Here is a 14,700-nt window from a genome sequence, read left to right as displayed (position 1 = left end):
GGGGCGCTCAGGCCGCCGCCGTACGGCCGTCCCGTGCGCTCTCGCGATGGATCGGCGTGCCGGTCCCGGTCAGCGGAACGCCCGTGCCGCCGCGGCGCTCGGCGACGATCTCCGCCGCGATGGACAGCGCGGTCTCCTCGGGCGTACGGGCGCCGAGGTCGAGGCCGATCGGGGAGCGCAGCCGGGCCAGTTCCCGCTCGCTCAGCCCGGCCTCGCGCAGCCGCTTCTCGCGGTCGTCGTGGGTGCGGCGCGAGCCCATCGCCCCGACGAAGGCGACCGGCATCCGCAGCGCGACGGTCAGCAGCGGTACGTCGAAACGGGCGTCGTGGGTGAGCACGCACAGCACCGTGCGCGCATCGGTGCGGGTGGACTGCAGATAGCGGTGCGGCCAGTCGACGACGATGTCGTCGGCGTCGGGGAAACGGGCCGCGGTGGCGAAGACGGGGCGGGCGTCGCACACGGTGACGTGGTAGCCGAGGAACTTCCCGACCCGGACCAGGGCGGCGGCGAAGTCGACCGCGCCGAAGACGATCATCCGGGGCGGCGGCACGGTCGACTCGACGAGCAGGGTGAGTCCGCCCGGGCAGTGCGTGCCGTCCTCGGCGAGCTCGACGGTGCCGGTCCGGCCGGCCTCCAGCAGGGCGCTGGCCTGTGCGGCCGCCGTACGGTCCAGTTCCGGGTGGCCGCCGAGGGTGCCGTCGGCCGTGCCGTCGGCGCGGACCAGCAGGGCGCGGCCGAGCAGCGCCGCCGGACCGCGGGCGACCCGGGCCAGGGCGACCGGCTCGCCACGGCCGGCGGCGGCGAGCACCGGCCCCAGCACCGTTTCGTGCGCCTGCTGCGCCCGGACCGGGGTGACCAGGATGTCGATGACCCCGCCGCAGGTCAGCCCGACCGCGAAGGCGTCCTCGTCGCTGTAGCCGAAGCGCTCGACGACGCTGACTCCGTCCGCGAGCGCCTGCACGCACAGCTCGTACACCGCGCCCTCGACGCAGCCGCCGGACACCGAACCGATCACGGTGCCGTCGCCGTCGACCGCGAGCGCGGCGCCGGGGCCGCGTGGGGCGCTGCCGCCGACGGCGACGACCGTGGCGACGGCGAAGTCGCGGCCCTCCTCGGCCCAGCGGTGCAGTTCGGCGGCGATGTCAAGCACGCGGGCGCTCTCCCCGCAGGACGCGGTCGGGCCGGATCGGCAGATGGCGTTGGCGCACCCCGGTGGCGTGCCAGACCGCGTTGGCGACCGCCGCCGCGGCTCCGACGATGCCGATCTCGCCGACGCCCCGGATGCCGATCGGGTCGTCCGGGTCGACGTCCTCGATCCAGTCGGCCTCCACGAGGGGGATGTCGGCGTGGGTGGCGACGTGGTAGCCGGCGAGGTCCGCGCCGACGACCCCGCCGGAGGCACGGTCGCGGGCGGCCTCCTCGTGCAGGGCCATGGACAGGCCCCAGATCATGCCGCCGACGAGCTGGTTGCGCGCGGTGAGCGGGTTGACGATCCGGCCCGCGGAGAAGATCCCGAGCATGCGCCGCACGCGCACCTCGCCGGTGGTGACGTCCACGGCGACCTCCGCGAACTGGGCGCCGAAGGAGTGCCGTTCGCGTGGCGGCAGGGCGCCGACGGCTTCGGTGGTGTCGGAGCGCACGGTGATGCCCTCCGGCGGGACGCCGGTGCCGAGGGCGAGCCGTTCGCGCAGTTCGGCGGCAGCGGCGGTGACCGCCCACGACCAGGAGCGGGTGCCCATGGACCCGCCGGCGATCCAGGCCTGCCCGAAGTCGCTGTCGGCGATGAGCACCCGGACGCGCTCCGGCGCCACCTGGAGCGCGTCGGCGGCGACCAGGGTCAGCGCGGTCCGGGCGCCGGTGCCGATGTCGGCGGCGTTGACCCGTACGGTGAAGGTGCCGTCGGCCTCGGCGGTCACGGCGGCCGTGGAGGGGGCGGACCCGGCCGGGAAGGAGGCCGCCGCCGTGCCCGTGCCGAGCAGCCAGAGTCCCTCGCGGCGCAGCCCGGGACGCGGGTCGCGGCCCGCCCAGCCGAACCGGCGGGCGCCCTCCCGGAAGCAGTCGGCCAGATGGCGGCTCGCGAACGGCAGCCCGGACACCGGCCCGGCCTCGGGTTCGTTGCGCAACCGCAACTCGATGGGGTCCAGGCCCAGTTGCTCGGCGAGTTCGTCGAACGCCGACTCCAGCGCGAACGAGCCCGGCGCCTCGCCGGGTGCGCGCATCCAGGTCGGGGTCGGCACGTCGAGCCGTACCACCCGGTTGGCCGTGTGGTGGGCGTCGGCGTCGTACATCACCCGGGACGGCGTGGCGCCCGGCTCGACGAACTCGTGCACCGTCGAGGTGAGGCTGAGGCAGGTGTGTTCCAGGGCGCGCAGCCGCCCGCCGGCGTCGGCGCCGAGCCGGAGCCGCTGCCGGGTGGGGCTGCGGTAGCCGGCCAGCGAGAACATCTGACGCCTGGTCAGGACGACGCGCACGGGCCGGTGCAGCACGGTGGCGGCGAGCGCGGCGGCCACCTGGTGGGCGCGCGGCCCCTTGCTGCCGAAGCCGCCGCCGACATGCTCGGAACGGACGTGCACGGAGGCCGGGTCGAGGGAGAACAGGTGCGCGAGCTCCCGCGCGACCCACATGGTGCTCTGGTTGGAGTCGACGATCTCCAGCCGGCCATCGTCCCAGCGCGCGGTGGCCGCGTGCGGCTCCATCATGGCGTGGTGTTCCTCGGGCGTGGTGTACTCGGCGTCCACGACCGTGGCGGAGGCGGCGAGTTCGGCCGGCAGGTCGCCCTTCTCGGCGGGCTCCTGCCGTTCCGCGGTGTAGGCGGTGTCCTCGCCCGTGTTCGCGAAGTCGACGTCGTGCGGCTGCTGTTCGTAGTGGACGACGAGCGCCTCGGCACCTTCCCTGGCCTGCTCGGAGGTCTCGGCGACGACGAGCGCGACCGGCCAGCCGAGGTGCGGCACCCGGTCGTGCTGGAACAGGGCGACGGTCCGGTCCGGCGCGCCGAGCAGACCGGGGTAGTCGGTCTCCAGGCGGGGGGCGTTGCCGTGGTGCAGGACGGTGAGCACGCCGGGCATCGCGAGGACGGGGTCGGTGTCGACGCCGGTGATGCGGCCGCGTGCGACGGCCGACGTGACCAGCCAGCCGTGGGCGAGGCCGGCGAAGGGGATCTCGCCGGCGTAGCGGGCGGCGCCGGTGACCTTGGCGCGGCCTTCGACGCGGGTGCGGGCGGTGCCGACGGACCGCGGGGTGGTGGCGGGGGTGGTCGTGGTCATCGGGTGGTCTCCTCGGCGAGTTCGGTGAGCACGGCCACGACGAGGTTGCGCATGAGGGTCACCTTGTATCCGTTGTCGGGCAGCGGGACGGCCGCGGCCAGTTCGGCGTCGGCGGCCGCGGCGAAGGCGTCCGGCCCGGCCGGTGCGCCGGCCAGCGCGTTTTCGGCGGCGCGGGCCCGCCAGGGCCGGGAGGCGACGGCCCCGAGGGCGAGCCGTACGTCGTGCACGACACCGTCGCGGACGTCGAGCGCGGCGGCGATCGAGCCGATCGCGAAGGCGTACGAGGCCCGTTCGCGCACCTTGCGGTAGCGGGAGCGGGCGGCGACCGGCGCGGGCGGCAGGGTGACTCCGGTGATCAGCGCGCCGGGCGGCAGCGCGGTCTCGCGGTGCGGGGTGTCGCCGACGGGCAGGTAGAAGTCGGCGAGCGGCGCCTCGCCCGGACCGTCGGCGCTCTCGTAGGACACCACGGCGTCGAACGCGGTCAGGGCCACGGCCATGTCCGAGGGGTGGACGGCGACGCAGTGCTCGGAGGCGCCGAGGACGGCGTGGTTGCGGTGCTCGCCGGTGCGGGCGGGGCAGCCACTGCCGGGGAGGCGCTTGTTGCAGGGCTGGGTGACGTCGGTGAAATAGGCGCAGCGGGTGCGCTGGAGCAGGTTCCCGCCGACCGTCGCCATGTTGCGCAGCTGTCCGGAGGCGCCGGCCAGCACGGCCTGGGCGAGTGCCGGGTAGCGGCGGCGTACGTCGGGGTGGGCGGCGAGGTCGCTGTTGGTGACCGTGGCGCCGATGCGCAGGCCGCCGTCGGGCGTCGACTCCACGCGGTCCAGGGGGAGTTCGCGGAGGTCGACGAGGCGGGCGGGCCGTTCGACGCCGGCCTTCATCAGGTCGACGAGGTTGGTGCCGCCTCCGAGGTAGCGGGCGTCCGGGTCGTCGCCGAGCAGGGCGACGGCGCCGGCGACGTCCGCGGCGCGCTGGTAGCCGAACTCCTTCATGCGGCCGCCTCCTCGTCGCCGGCCGGATGCTGCCCGGCGGCGCGGGTGATCGCGTCGACGATCGAGACGTAGGCGGCGCAGCGGCACAGGTTGCCGCTCATCCGCTCGCGGATCTCCTCGGGCGTGAGCGGTGGCGGTCCCGCCTCGGGCCGTATGTCGTCGGTGGCGGCGCTGGGCCAGCCGCGGGCGTGTTCGTCGATCATCGCGACGGCGGAGCAGATCTGGCCGGGGGTGCAGTAGCCGCACTGGTAGCCGTCGAGGTCGAGGAAGGCCTGCTGGACCGGGTGCAGTTGCTCGCCGTCGGCCAGCCCCTCGATCGTGGTGATCTCCCGGCCCTCGGCCGCCACCGCGAGCTGCAGGCAGGCCACGGTGCGCCGCCCGTCGACGAGGACGGTGCAGGCGCCGCACTGCCCCTGGTCGCAGCCCTTCTTCGTGCCGGTGAGATCGAGACGCTCGCGCAGGGCGTCGAGCAGGGTGGTGCGGTGGTCGACGGTCAGCGTGTGCTTCTCGCCGTTGATGTGCAGCGTGACGGCGGTGTGAGTGGGCGACGGCGCTGTGGCCATGGGTCAGCCTTCTTTCACGAAGAGCAGGCGGAGGCTTGTCCGGGGAGGGGGGCGGAGTCCTTCCCGGAGAGCGTTTTCCGTCGGAACGGAAGGGGTCGTGTTCCGTCGGGGCGGAAGGTCGTTTCCGTCGGAACGGAAGGTGTGTTCCGTCGGAGTGGAAGGTCGTGGCGAGCGGAGAACGGCGGCGAGGGGGCGATCGACGGGAGCGGGCTGAGGAGACGTCGGTGCAGGCAGGCGCTATGGTGACGGTGGCGCTAACCGGACAGCTGTCCACTAGACCATCCGAACCTAACGGACAGCTGTCCGCTTAGCAAGGCCGGGTGCGCGCCACGCACCCGCGAGGAGGACCAGTGCAGCCGAAGAAGGAGGCGCCCGGCGCGCCCCGTCGCTCCGACGCCCAGCGCAACCGCGAGCGCATCCTGGAGGTCGCCCTGGCCGAGCTCACCCGCGACGCCGACGCCCCGCTGAGCCGGATCGCCAAGAAGGCGGGCGTCGGGCAGGGCACCTTCTACCGCAACTTCCCGAGCCGCGAGGCGCTCGTGCTGGAGGTCTACCGGCACGAGATGCGGCAGGTCGCCGACAGCGCGGACGAGCTGCTGCGCGACCACGACCCGGAGCGGGCCCTGCGCGCCTGGATGGACCACCTGGCCCGGTTCGCGATGACCAAGGCGGGCCTGTCCGACGCGCTGCGCCAGGCCACCAGCACACCGGGCGGCCCGCAGAAGCCGTCGCCCACCCCCCTGGCCGAGGCCGCCGAGCGTCTGCTCGGGGCCAACGAGAGGGCCGGCACCATCCGGCCCGGCGTGAGCGCGGACGACTTCCTGCTCGCCATCGCCGGCCTGTGGCAGGTCGGTCCGCAGGAGGACGGCCACGCACGCGCCACCCGCCTGCTCGACCTGGTCATGGACGGGCTGCGCTCCGGGGCCCCCGGACGCCTGTGCTAGGCTGATCGTGTTGCAGTTTTGGTACCCATGACTTTGTGCGCGCCTGACGGTTTGTAACCTTCAGGCGCGTTGTGTTTACCGGGGGTTTTCCGGGTCCGGATTTCTCCGGATGGGGTCCTTTCGGCGACCGGGCGCTCCGCACGGGGCGGGCCGCCCGTCACTACCCCATATAAAGGAGAAAAACATGGCCAGCGGCGTCGTGAAGTGGTTCAACTCGGAAAAGGGCTTCGGCTTCATTCAGCAGGACGGCGGCGGTCCGGACGTGTTCGCGCACTACTCGAACATCGCCACCCAGGGCTTCCGTGAGCTCCAGGAGGGCCAGCACGTGACCTTCGACGTCACGCAGGGCCAGAAGGGCCCGCAGGCCGAGAACATCGTTCCGTCTGCCTGACGCCCACGCTCTGAAGGGCCCGCACCCCGTGGGGTGCGGGCCCTTCGGCATGCCGGCGCGAAACCTGGTGCGCACACCTTGACCCAGGCCAGTTACCAACCAGTACGCTCACGCCGCCACCCCCTCACACCGGTACCCCTCTCCCCCTACCCCCCGTCCTCTTCGTGCACGGCTACAGCGGGGACGGCAGCAACTGGAACACCATGGCCGGCCGCTTCCGCACCGACGGCTGGCCGTCCTCCTACCTCGACCAGTGGACCTACGACCGGCGCCAGTCGAACACGACGACCGCGCAACAGCTCTCCGCCGAGGTCGACCGCCTGCTCGCGGCCACCGGCGCCACCAAGGTGGACATCGTCAGCCACTCCATGGGCGGACTGTCCTCGCGCTCCTACCTGAAGAATTTCGGCGGGACGGCCAAGGTGGACGCATGGGTGTCCCTGGGCGGACCCAACCACGGGACCGACACCGCGAACAGCTGCTTCGACCCGTCCTGCACCGAGATGCGCAGCGGCTCGGACTTCCTCACCGCCCTGAACTCCGGCGACGAGACCCCGGGCTCGCCCCGGTACGCGACCTGGTGGTCGCCCTGCGACGCGGTGATCAACCCTGACAGCTCCGTCGCCCTCACCGGAGCGGCCAACACCAAGACGGCCTGCCTGAGCCACACGGGCCTCCTCTCGGACGCGACCGTCTACGCCCAGACCCGGGACCTGATCAACTCCTGACGGCGAGAGGGACACGGCGGGCAGGAAGACGGCGGGCAGGAGGACGGCGATCCGCCCGACGCCCACGCCGTTACGGGCCCGCACTCGCCTGGGGTGCGGGCCCGTCGGCGTGCGCGCCGCCTCTCGCTCACAGGGGCCGCGCGAGATGCGGGCGCAGCAGCGCCTGCCAGCCCCGCCGGGCCTGCTCCCACTCGCCGGAACAGGTCTCGGCCCGCTCCTCGCTCAGCCGCTCACCGTCCACCAGGTCGCGGTGCGGGCCCGGGTGGGCGCCGTAGACGTAGCAGACGTAGGCGGCGGCCCGCTGTCCGTCCAGGCTGTGCGCGTCGAGCAGGTCCTCGGACGTCGGCGGCGCTTCCTCGGCGCTGAGCCGGTAGTCGGCGGCGGCCGTGAGAAGCGTGGCCTCCCCCGGCCCGCCCTGCCCGATCAGCAGGACCGCGGCGAACTGGTCGGCCACGTCCTCCTCCCGCCCGGTGATCGGCAGCGCCAGCACATCGATCAGGGCGTGCGCGCTCTCGTGGTAGAGCGTCTCCTCCAGTACGGCGGTCACGGCGGCGTCCGCGTCGCCCGTCCCCGCGCGGGCGAACCGGTCGCGCACGTCGCGGACCTGTTCGACGCACACGTCGATCCGCCGCGCGTCCGGGTCGTAGGCGGGATCGGCGTCGCCGCAGGCACGGGCGACCAGCGGCACGGTCACCGGCATCCGCACGCGTGCGTCGAGCCGGCTCGCCACCGCCTCCAGCACCCGGCCCGAGCGCAGGAGCGCCAGGTCCTGCGCATGCGCCCGGTCGACGGCCGCGTAACGGACCTCGAAGCCGCCGTGCCCGCGCGCGGAAACGCCGGCCGAGGGCCGGGCTCCGCCGGGGTCACCGGCGGTACACCCGGCCAGCAGCGAGGCCGAGAGCGTCCAGCAGGCGGCCGTACGGCGGCTCATCGCGTCCCTCTTCCCTGTCTCCTGGCCGTCTTTCGGCTCTCGGGAAGAGGGAGGGGCGATGCGGGCGGTTCCGCACGCACCCCGGGTGCAGGGAAGAAGCGCGGCGTCACCGGAAGGGAGCGCGGATTCAGCCGAGGAAACTCAGCCGCACCTGCCGATGCGGGTTGTCCTTGTTGGTGTCCACCAGGCACACGGACTGCCAAGTGCCCAGTTCCAGGCGGCCGGCGATGACGGGGAGCGTGGCGTGGGGCGGGACGAGGGCCGGCAGGACGTGGTCGCGGCCGTGGCCGGGGCTGCCGTGGCGGTGCTGCCAGCGGTCGTCGGCGGGCAGGAGCGTGTGCAGCGCGGCGAGGAGGTCGTCGTCGCTGCCGGCGCCCGTCTCGATCACGGCGATCCCGGCCGTCGCGTGCGGCACGAAGACGTTGAGCAGGCCGTCGCGACCGGCGGCGGCCTCGCGCAGGAAGGCCTCGCAGTCGCCGGTGAGGTCCACGACGGCCTCCCGGGAGCCGGAGGACACGTTCAGCACTCGGGTGGTGAAGGCATCGGACATGGGGCCATCCTCACCCATCGGTCCGCTTTCATGCCGAATGAACCGCCCGCGTGCTGAAACCACCGTCCAGCCGGCGAGACGCCCGTTGACCTGGGCCGTGCCCGCTGGCTACGTTCGTCCGCATGTTGCGTACAGCCCTGCTCACCACGCGCGGTCACATCGACCTGCTGCGGGTGGCCTCCGCCGCGTGTCACCGCGGCTGCTGACGCCTTCTCACTTCCTCACCCACGCCTGACGCTCCGCTGAAGCGGTTCGCCTGGTCGGGCGCGCCTGCGCATCCCTCCCGCCGGTCTCACCGGTCTGCGGTCCCACCGGTTTCCGGCCTCCCCGGGTTCCGGTCCCACCGGTTTCACGGCTCTTCTCCCCTGGAGCACCCATGAGCATCAGCCATGCCCCACCCAGCTCTTCACCGACGGATATTTCCGGTATATCCGTCACCAAGGCCCCGCCCGACCTCGTACCGCTCGTCCCCGCCTCATCCCGCCGCACCCGCGTCCCGCGATGGCTGCGACGCACCGCCGGACCGCTCCTGCTGCTGGCGCTCTGGCAACTCCTCAGCGTCACCGGCGCGTTGCCGCCGGACGTGCTGGCCTCGCCGGGGCGCATCGCGCAGGTCGGCCGGGAAGTGATCGCCGACGGTTCACTGCCCTCGGCGATGGCCACGTCCCTGCAGCGCGTCGCCGCCGGGCTGCTGCTGGGCGCGGTGGTCGGCACCGGACTCGCCCTGCTGTCCGGGTTGTTCCGGATCGGCGAGGACCTGGTGGACGCGCCGGTGCAGATGCTGCGGACGGTGCCGTTCGTCGGCCTGATCCCGCTGTTCATCATCTGGTTCGGCATCGGCGAGGCCCCGAAGATCGCCATCATCACGCTCGGCGTGACCTTCCCGCTCTACCTCAACGTGTACGCCGGAATCCGGGGCGTGGACGCCCAGTTGATCGAGGCGGGCGAGTCCCTCGGCCTGTCGCGGTGGGGGCTCGTGCGGCATGTGGTGCTGCCGGGCGCGCTGCCCGGGGCCATGACCGGCCTGCGCTACTCCCTCGGCATCGCCTGGCTCGCCCTGGTCTTCGCCGAGCAGGTCAACGCGGACTCCGGCATCGGGTTCCTGATGGTGCAGGCGCGTGACTTCCTGCGCACCGACGTGATCGTGGTCTGCCTCATCGTCTACGCCTTCCTCGGCCTGCTCGCCGACTTCGTCGTCCGTACCCTCGAAAGGCTGCTGCTGCAATGGCGACCGACGTTCACGGGCCGCTGACCGCGCGCTCGGCGGTCCGCGTCGAGGGGCTCACCCGCTCCTTCGACGGCCGCAAGGTCATCGACGACCTCCATCTCGACGTGGCGCCGGGCGAGTTCGTCGCCCTGCTCGGGCGCAGCGGCTGCGGCAAGTCGACCCTGCTGCGCATCCTGGCCGGCCTCGACCGCGACATCGAGGGCACGGTACTGGTGCCGCGCCGCAGGGCGGTTGCCTTCCAGGCGCCCCGGCTGATGCCGTGGAAGAAGGTGTGGCGCAACATCCTGCTCGGGCTGCCCGGCAAGCCCGAACGAGCCGCCGCACACCGTGCGTTGGAGGAGGTGGGGCTCGGTCACCGCTCCGACGCCTGGCCCAAGACCCTCTCCGGCGGCGAGGCTCAGCGCGCCTCGCTCGCCCGCGCCCTGGTGCGCGAGCCCGATCTGCTTCTGCTGGACGAGCCGTTCGGCGCGCTCGACGCGCTCACCCGGATCAAGGCTCAGCGCCTGGTCGGCGAGTTGTGGCAGCGGCGCGGCTGCGCGGTGCTGCTCGTCACGCACGACGTCGAGGAGGCCGTCCTGCTCGCCGACCGCGTCCTTGTCATGGACGACGGTGTCATCGCGCACGAGCACCGCGTCGACCTGGACCGCCCGCGTGACATCGCCGACCCGCGTTTCGCCGGGCTGCGCGCCGCGCTCCTGGAGCGCCTCGGCGTCGACACCGCCGCCGAAGCCGCCTGAACCACCGCCCGCCCTTTTTCGAAGAACGGAACCCTGATGCGACGACGTCTCGCCCCCGCCGCGCTGCTCCTCCCCCTCGCGCTCCTGCTCTCCGCCTGCGGCGGCACCTCCGCCGCGCAGACGGGTGGCGGCGGCACCGACGGCAAGGGCTCCCTGACCCTGAACGTCGGTAACCAGAAGGGCGGTTCCGAGTCCGTCCTGCGCGCGGCCGGCGAACTCAAGGACCTCGACTACAAGATCAAGTGGTCCACCTTCACCTCCGGCCCGCCGCTGCTGGAGGCCGTCAACGCCCGCGCCGTCGACATCGGCGGCGTCGGCAACACCCCGCCGGTCTTCGCCGCCGGCGCCGGCTCGAAGATCACGGTGGTGGCGGCCTGGCACGGCACGTCCAAGGGCGACACCATCCTCGTACCGAACGACTCGAAGCTCAGCAGTCCGCGGCAGCTCAAGGGGCACTCGGTCGCCGTGGCGCAGGGGTCGTCCGCGCACTACCAGCTGGTCGCCTCGCTGAAGAAGGCCGGGCTCACGCTGGGCGACGTGCACGTCAAGTACCTCCAGCCCGCCGACGCGCTGGCCGCGTTCACCTCCGGCAAGGTCGACGCGTGGGCGGTGTGGGACCCGTACTCCTCGCAGGTGCTGCAGGGCAGGCAGGGGCGCGTGCTGACCACCGGGGACGGCATCACCAACGGGCTGACCTTCCAGGTGGCCGCGCCCGGCGCGCTGAAGGACGCGAAGAAGTCCGCCGCGATCAAGGACTATCTCGAGCGGCTGCGGCGCGCCCAGAACTGGGTGTACGCGCGTCCCGGGGCGTGGGCCAAGGTGTGGGCGAAGGACACTGGGCTGCCCTACGAGGTGGCGCTGGCCGCCGTGAAGCGCACCAACGGCACCCGGGTCGCGGTCGCCGTCGACCAGCCGCTGATCGCCTCCGAGCAGCAGATCGTGGACACCTTCGCCGCCCTGAAGCTGATCCCGCGCACGGTGGACTTCGGCGACTTCACCGACACCCGGTTCAACGGCACCCTGCCGGCGTCGACGTCGGCGCCCCGCCCCTCGAAGGAGTCCTGACATGACGGTCCGACTGCACTGGTTCCTGCCCACGGGCGGGGACGGCCGGACCCTGGTGGACCGGCACGCCTACGGCCCGAACCCGACCGGCGGGATCAGCGGGGTGCGCGCGCCCGACCTGGACTACCTCGCGCAGATCGCCAAGGCGGCCGAAGGCCTCGGCTTCGAGGCGGTGCTGACCCCGACCGGCACCTGGTGCGAGGACGCCTGGCTGACCACCGTGGCGCTCGCCCAGCACACCGAGCGGCTGAAGTTCCTGGTGGCGTTCCGGCCGGGGCTGCTGTCGCCGACGCTGGCCGCGCAGATGGCGTCGACCTACCAGCGCCTGACGGGCGGGCGGCTGCTGCTCAACGTGGTCACCGGCGGCGACTCGGCCGAGCAGCGGCGCTTCGGCGACCGGCTCGACCACGACCGGCGCTACGCGCGCACCGACGAGTTCCTGTCCGTGGTGCGCGGGGTGTGGGACGGCGCGCCGTTCGACTTCCACGGCGAGCACTACCGGGTCGACGGCGCGCTGACCGCGCGGGCGCCGGACCCGGTGCCGCAGCTCTTCTTCGGCGGGTCCTCACCGGCTGCCGGACCGGTCGCGGCCCGGCACGCGGACGTGTACCTGACATGGGGCGAGCCACCGGCCCAGGTGAAGGCGAAGATCGACTGGATCCGCGATCTCGCCGAGCGGGAGGGCCGCACCGTCCGCTTCGGCGTCCGGCTGCACACCATCTCCCGGGACTCGGCCGCCGAGGCGTGGGCGACGGCGAACCGGCTGCTCGACGACCTCGACGCGGACACGATCGCGGCCGCGCAGACGGCGCTCGGGCGCAGCGAGTCGGTCGGGCAGCAGCGGATGCTGGCTCTGCACGGCGGCTCGCGGGACGAGCTGGAGATCCACCCCAACCTGTGGGCGGGCGTCGGACTGGTCCGCGGCGGTGCGGGGACCGCGCTGGTCGGCAGCCATGCCGAGGTCGCGGACCTGATCGAGGAGTACCACGCGCTGGGCGTGGAGCACTTCGTGCTCTCCGGCTATCCGCATCTGGAGGAGGCGTACTGGTTCGGGGAGGGAGTGATTCCCGAACTGGCGGCGCGGGGCCTGCTGGCGGCCGGCCCGGCGGCTGACGCCCGGGTGCCGCCGGCCCTCGCGAGCGGACGGTAGCGCGCACCGGGCGCCCAGGAGATCAACGCACCCGGTGCGGGGAAGATCCACGACCACGCGGACGTTAGTGGAATCGTGAACGAAGTGCGCGAGGTCGAGGTCGTCGTCGTGGGCGCCGGACAGGCGGGTCTGTCCAGCGCCTACCACCTGCGCCGCACCGGCTACGTGCCGGAGCGGGACTTCGTGGTGCTGGACCACTCCCCCGCCCCGGGCGGCGCCTGGCAGTTCCGGTGGCCGTCGCTGACGTACGGCAAGGTGCACGGGATGCACGCGCTGCCGGGGATGGAACTGACCGGTGCGGACCCGGCGCGCCCGTCCTCGCAGGTGATCGCCGAGTACTTCACGGCGTACGAGCACGCCTTCGACCTGCGGGTGCGGCGTCCGGTGGAGGTCACGGCCGTGCGGGAGGGGACCGCCGGGCGGCTGCTCGTCGAGACGTCCGGCGGCGAGTGGGCGACGCGCGCGCTGATCAACGCCACCGGCACCTGGGACCGGCCGTTCTGGCCGCGCTACCCCGGTCAGGAGACCTTCCGCGGCCGGCAGCTGCACACCGCGCACTACCCGGGGCCCCAGTGGTTCGCGGGGCGACGGGTCGTCGTGGTGGGCGGCGGCGCCTCCGGCACCCAGCACCTGCTGGAGCTGGCCCCCTACGCGGCGTCCACCACCTGGGTCACCCGGCGGCCGCCGGTCTTCCGTGAGGGCCCCTTCGACCAGGAAGCGGGCCGTGCGGCGGTCGCGCTGGTGGAGGAACGGGTGCGGCAAGGGCTGCCGCCGCGCAGCGTCGTGTCCGTCACGGGCCTGCCGCTGAACGACGCGATACGGCAGGGCCTCGCGGACGGCGTCCTGGACCGGCAGCCGATGTTCGACCGCATCGCCCCGGAAGGGGTCGAGTGGGAGGACGGACGGCGGGTGGAGGCGGACGTCATCCTGTGGGCGACCGGGTTCCGGCCGGCGATCGACCACCTGAGGCCGCTGCGGCTGCGTGAGCCGGGCGGTGGGATCCGCGTCGAGGGCACGCGTGCCGTCGCCGATCCGCGGGTCCACCTCGTCGGGTACGGCCCGTCGGCCAGCACGATCGGCGCGAACCGGGCCGGCCGCGCGGCCGTACGGGACATCCGGCGGCTGCTCACGCAGCGGGACGCGGAGCGGGTGGCGGCCTGAGGTTCCGGTCGTTCAGTGACCGCTCGGCCGCTGACCGCGGTTGAACTCGGCGACGTTGCGCTGGTGTTCGGCGTAGTCGGCGGTGAAACGGGTGTCGCCTGGCTTGACCGTGACGAAGTACAGCCAGTCGCCCGCCGGCGGGTTGATCGCCGCCTGCATCGCGTCCGCGCCGGGGTTGTCGATCGGTGTGGGCGGCAGTCCCATGCGCTGGTAGGAGTTGTAGGGGCTGTCCAGGCGCGTGTCGGCGGTCGTCGTACGCAGGGTGGAGCGGCCCAGCGCGTAGTTGAGGGTGGAGTCCATCTGCAACGGCATGCCCCGCTCCAGCCGGTTGAAGACGACCCTGGCCACCTTGCCCATGTCCTCCTTGGTGGCGGCCTCGGCCTGCACGATGCTGGCGATGGTGACGGCCTGGTAGGCGTTCATCGCGTTGCGCTGGGCGCCGGCGGCGACGGGGGCGCCGTTGAACTTGCGGTTCGCGGTGTCGACCATCGTCGCGAGCACCTGCTCCGGCGTCGTCGTCCCCTTGCCGCCCAGCGGGTACGTCGCCGGGTAGAGGTAGCCCTCAGGGTTCCCCCCGGCGTCGCTCGGCAGCTTCAGATGGGCCTTGGCGAGGGACTTCCTGGTGCTTCCCGGCGGCAGGGCCAGCGCCTTGTCGACGGCGTCGTAGACCTGGGCGGCGCGCCAGCCCTCGGGGACGACCAGGGTCGGGGTGCGGCCCCCCGGCCCGCCGCCCAGGATCAGCAGCGGTACCGCCACGACCGTGCCGGCGAGGACGGCTCCGGCCGCGATGAGGACGAGACGACCGCGGCGGGTCAGCCGGACCGCGCCGCCGGTGCCTGCCCTGCTCGTCCCGGCCGTGCCCTCTGTGCTGCCGGCGGTCCTCGTGCTCGTCGTGCGCCCGGTGCTCCTCGTCCTGCGTCGTGGGGTGTTCATCTGCATGCGGGCACGGTAACCCGCATACCGCCGCAAATCCGGCAAACCCTCCCGGCGGTCTTCCCCA

Annotated in this window: 15 protein-coding genes and 1 pseudogene; 9 read left to right on the top strand and 7 right to left on the bottom strand. The window is 73.2% G+C overall.

What is annotated here, in order from left to right:
- Nucleotides 1-7: 7 nt before the first annotated feature.
- Genes AC0B9F_RS23050 through AC0B9F_RS23035 form a run of 4 tightly spaced genes read right to left on the bottom strand, consistent with a single transcriptional unit; the run spans nucleotide 8 to nucleotide 4,815 of the window.
- Nucleotides 8-1,150 (bottom strand): XdhC family protein, encoded by a 1,143-nt coding sequence (locus AC0B9F_RS23050; protein WP_472005491.1) that lies wholly within the window; start codon nucleotides 1,148-1,150, stop codon nucleotides 8-10.
- Nucleotides 1,143-3,263 (bottom strand): xanthine dehydrogenase family protein molybdopterin-binding subunit, encoded by a 2,121-nt coding sequence (locus AC0B9F_RS23045; RefSeq protein ID WP_472005489.1) that lies wholly within the window; start codon nucleotides 3,261-3,263, stop codon nucleotides 1,143-1,145. Before AC0B9F_RS23045 ends, AC0B9F_RS23050 begins: the two co-directional genes overlap by 8 nt.
- Nucleotides 3,260-4,252 carry an FAD binding domain-containing protein gene (locus AC0B9F_RS23040; protein ID WP_472005487.1) on the bottom strand — a complete coding sequence of 331 codons (993 nt, stop codon included), beginning with the start codon at nucleotides 4,250-4,252 and terminating at the stop codon, nucleotides 3,260-3,262. The genes AC0B9F_RS23045 and AC0B9F_RS23040 overlap by 4 nt, the downstream gene beginning before the upstream one ends.
- Nucleotides 4,249-4,815 (bottom strand): (2Fe-2S)-binding protein, encoded by a 567-nt coding sequence (locus AC0B9F_RS23035; protein WP_472005485.1) that lies wholly within the window; start codon nucleotides 4,813-4,815, stop codon nucleotides 4,249-4,251. The genes AC0B9F_RS23040 and AC0B9F_RS23035 overlap by 4 nt, the downstream gene beginning before the upstream one ends.
- 350 nt (nucleotides 4,816-5,165) lie before the next feature.
- Here AC0B9F_RS23035 and AC0B9F_RS23030 point away from each other — a divergent pair, with 350 nt between their 5' ends.
- The 3 genes and pseudogenes from AC0B9F_RS23030 to AC0B9F_RS23020 all read left to right on the top strand — a co-directional run.
- A complete protein-coding gene (locus AC0B9F_RS23030; protein WP_472005484.1) occupies nucleotides 5,166-5,759 on the top strand; it encodes a TetR/AcrR family transcriptional regulator in 594 nt (197 codons plus the stop codon).
- Nucleotides 5,760-5,943: 184 nt separating this feature from the next.
- A complete protein-coding gene (locus AC0B9F_RS23025; RefSeq protein ID WP_472005482.1) occupies nucleotides 5,944-6,150 on the top strand; it encodes a cold-shock protein in 207 nt (68 codons plus the stop codon).
- A gap of 152 nt (nucleotides 6,151-6,302) precedes the next feature.
- Nucleotides 6,303-6,878 (top strand): annotated as a pseudogene (locus tag AC0B9F_RS23020) (esterase/lipase family protein); the annotation flags it as partial.
- 127 nt (nucleotides 6,879-7,005) lie between these two features.
- Here the strand turns inward: AC0B9F_RS23020 and AC0B9F_RS23015 are convergent.
- Together AC0B9F_RS23015 and AC0B9F_RS23010 are read right to left on the bottom strand one after the other, a co-directional pair.
- Nucleotides 7,006-7,809: a DUF4344 domain-containing metallopeptidase gene (locus tag AC0B9F_RS23015; RefSeq protein WP_472005480.1), complete on the bottom strand. Its 804-nt coding sequence runs from the start codon at nucleotides 7,807-7,809 to the stop codon at nucleotides 7,006-7,008.
- A 127-nt stretch (nucleotides 7,810-7,936) separates the two neighbouring features.
- Nucleotides 7,937-8,359 carry a secondary thiamine-phosphate synthase enzyme YjbQ gene (locus AC0B9F_RS23010; protein ID WP_472005478.1) on the bottom strand — a complete coding sequence of 141 codons (423 nt, stop codon included), beginning with the start codon at nucleotides 8,357-8,359 and terminating at the stop codon, nucleotides 7,937-7,939.
- 122 nt (nucleotides 8,360-8,481) lie between these two features.
- Here AC0B9F_RS23010 and AC0B9F_RS23005 point away from each other — a divergent pair, with 122 nt between their 5' ends.
- The 6 genes from AC0B9F_RS23005 to AC0B9F_RS22980 all read left to right on the top strand — a co-directional run bounded on the left by AC0B9F_RS23005 (nucleotide 8,482) and on the right by AC0B9F_RS22980 (nucleotide 13,700).
- Nucleotides 8,482-8,565 (top strand): putative leader peptide, encoded by an 84-nt coding sequence (locus tag AC0B9F_RS23005; RefSeq protein ID WP_363265707.1) that lies wholly within the window; start codon nucleotides 8,482-8,484, stop codon nucleotides 8,563-8,565.
- Between the two features lie 170 nt (nucleotides 8,566-8,735).
- Entirely contained in the window at nucleotides 8,736-9,611 is an 876-nt protein-coding gene (locus AC0B9F_RS23000) for an ABC transporter permease (protein ID WP_472005476.1), read from the top strand.
- A complete protein-coding gene (locus AC0B9F_RS22995; RefSeq protein WP_472005475.1) occupies nucleotides 9,584-10,324 on the top strand; it encodes an ABC transporter ATP-binding protein in 741 nt (246 codons plus the stop codon). Before AC0B9F_RS23000 ends, AC0B9F_RS22995 begins: the two co-directional genes overlap by 28 nt.
- A gap of 36 nt (nucleotides 10,325-10,360) precedes the next feature.
- On the top strand, nucleotides 10,361-11,389 hold the full coding sequence (locus tag AC0B9F_RS22990; protein ID WP_472005474.1) for an ABC transporter substrate-binding protein: 1,029 nt from the start codon (nucleotides 10,361-10,363) through the stop codon (nucleotides 11,387-11,389).
- Between the two features lies 1 nt (nucleotide 11,390).
- Complete coding sequence (locus AC0B9F_RS22985) at nucleotides 11,391-12,539, top strand: LLM class flavin-dependent oxidoreductase (protein WP_472005473.1); 1,149 nt, start codon at nucleotides 11,391-11,393, stop codon at nucleotides 12,537-12,539.
- Nucleotides 12,540-12,614: 75 nt separating this feature from the next.
- Nucleotides 12,615-13,700 carry an NAD(P)-binding domain-containing protein gene (locus AC0B9F_RS22980; protein WP_472005472.1) on the top strand — a complete coding sequence of 362 codons (1,086 nt, stop codon included), beginning with the start codon at nucleotides 12,615-12,617 and terminating at the stop codon, nucleotides 13,698-13,700.
- A gap of 12 nt (nucleotides 13,701-13,712) precedes the next feature.
- On the opposite strand, the gene mltG is transcribed toward AC0B9F_RS22980, so the two are convergent.
- The gene (gene mltG / locus AC0B9F_RS22975) at nucleotides 13,713-14,639 is read right to left on the bottom strand and encodes an endolytic transglycosylase MltG (RefSeq protein WP_472005471.1); all 927 of its coding nucleotides are present in this window, start codon (nucleotides 14,637-14,639) and stop codon (nucleotides 13,713-13,715) included.
- Nucleotides 14,640-14,700 lie beyond the last annotated feature (61 nt).

The sequence above is a fragment of the Streptomyces sp. NPDC097129 genome (assembly GCF_055668065.1).
This window is presented reverse-complemented; position numbering and strand designations above follow the sequence as displayed.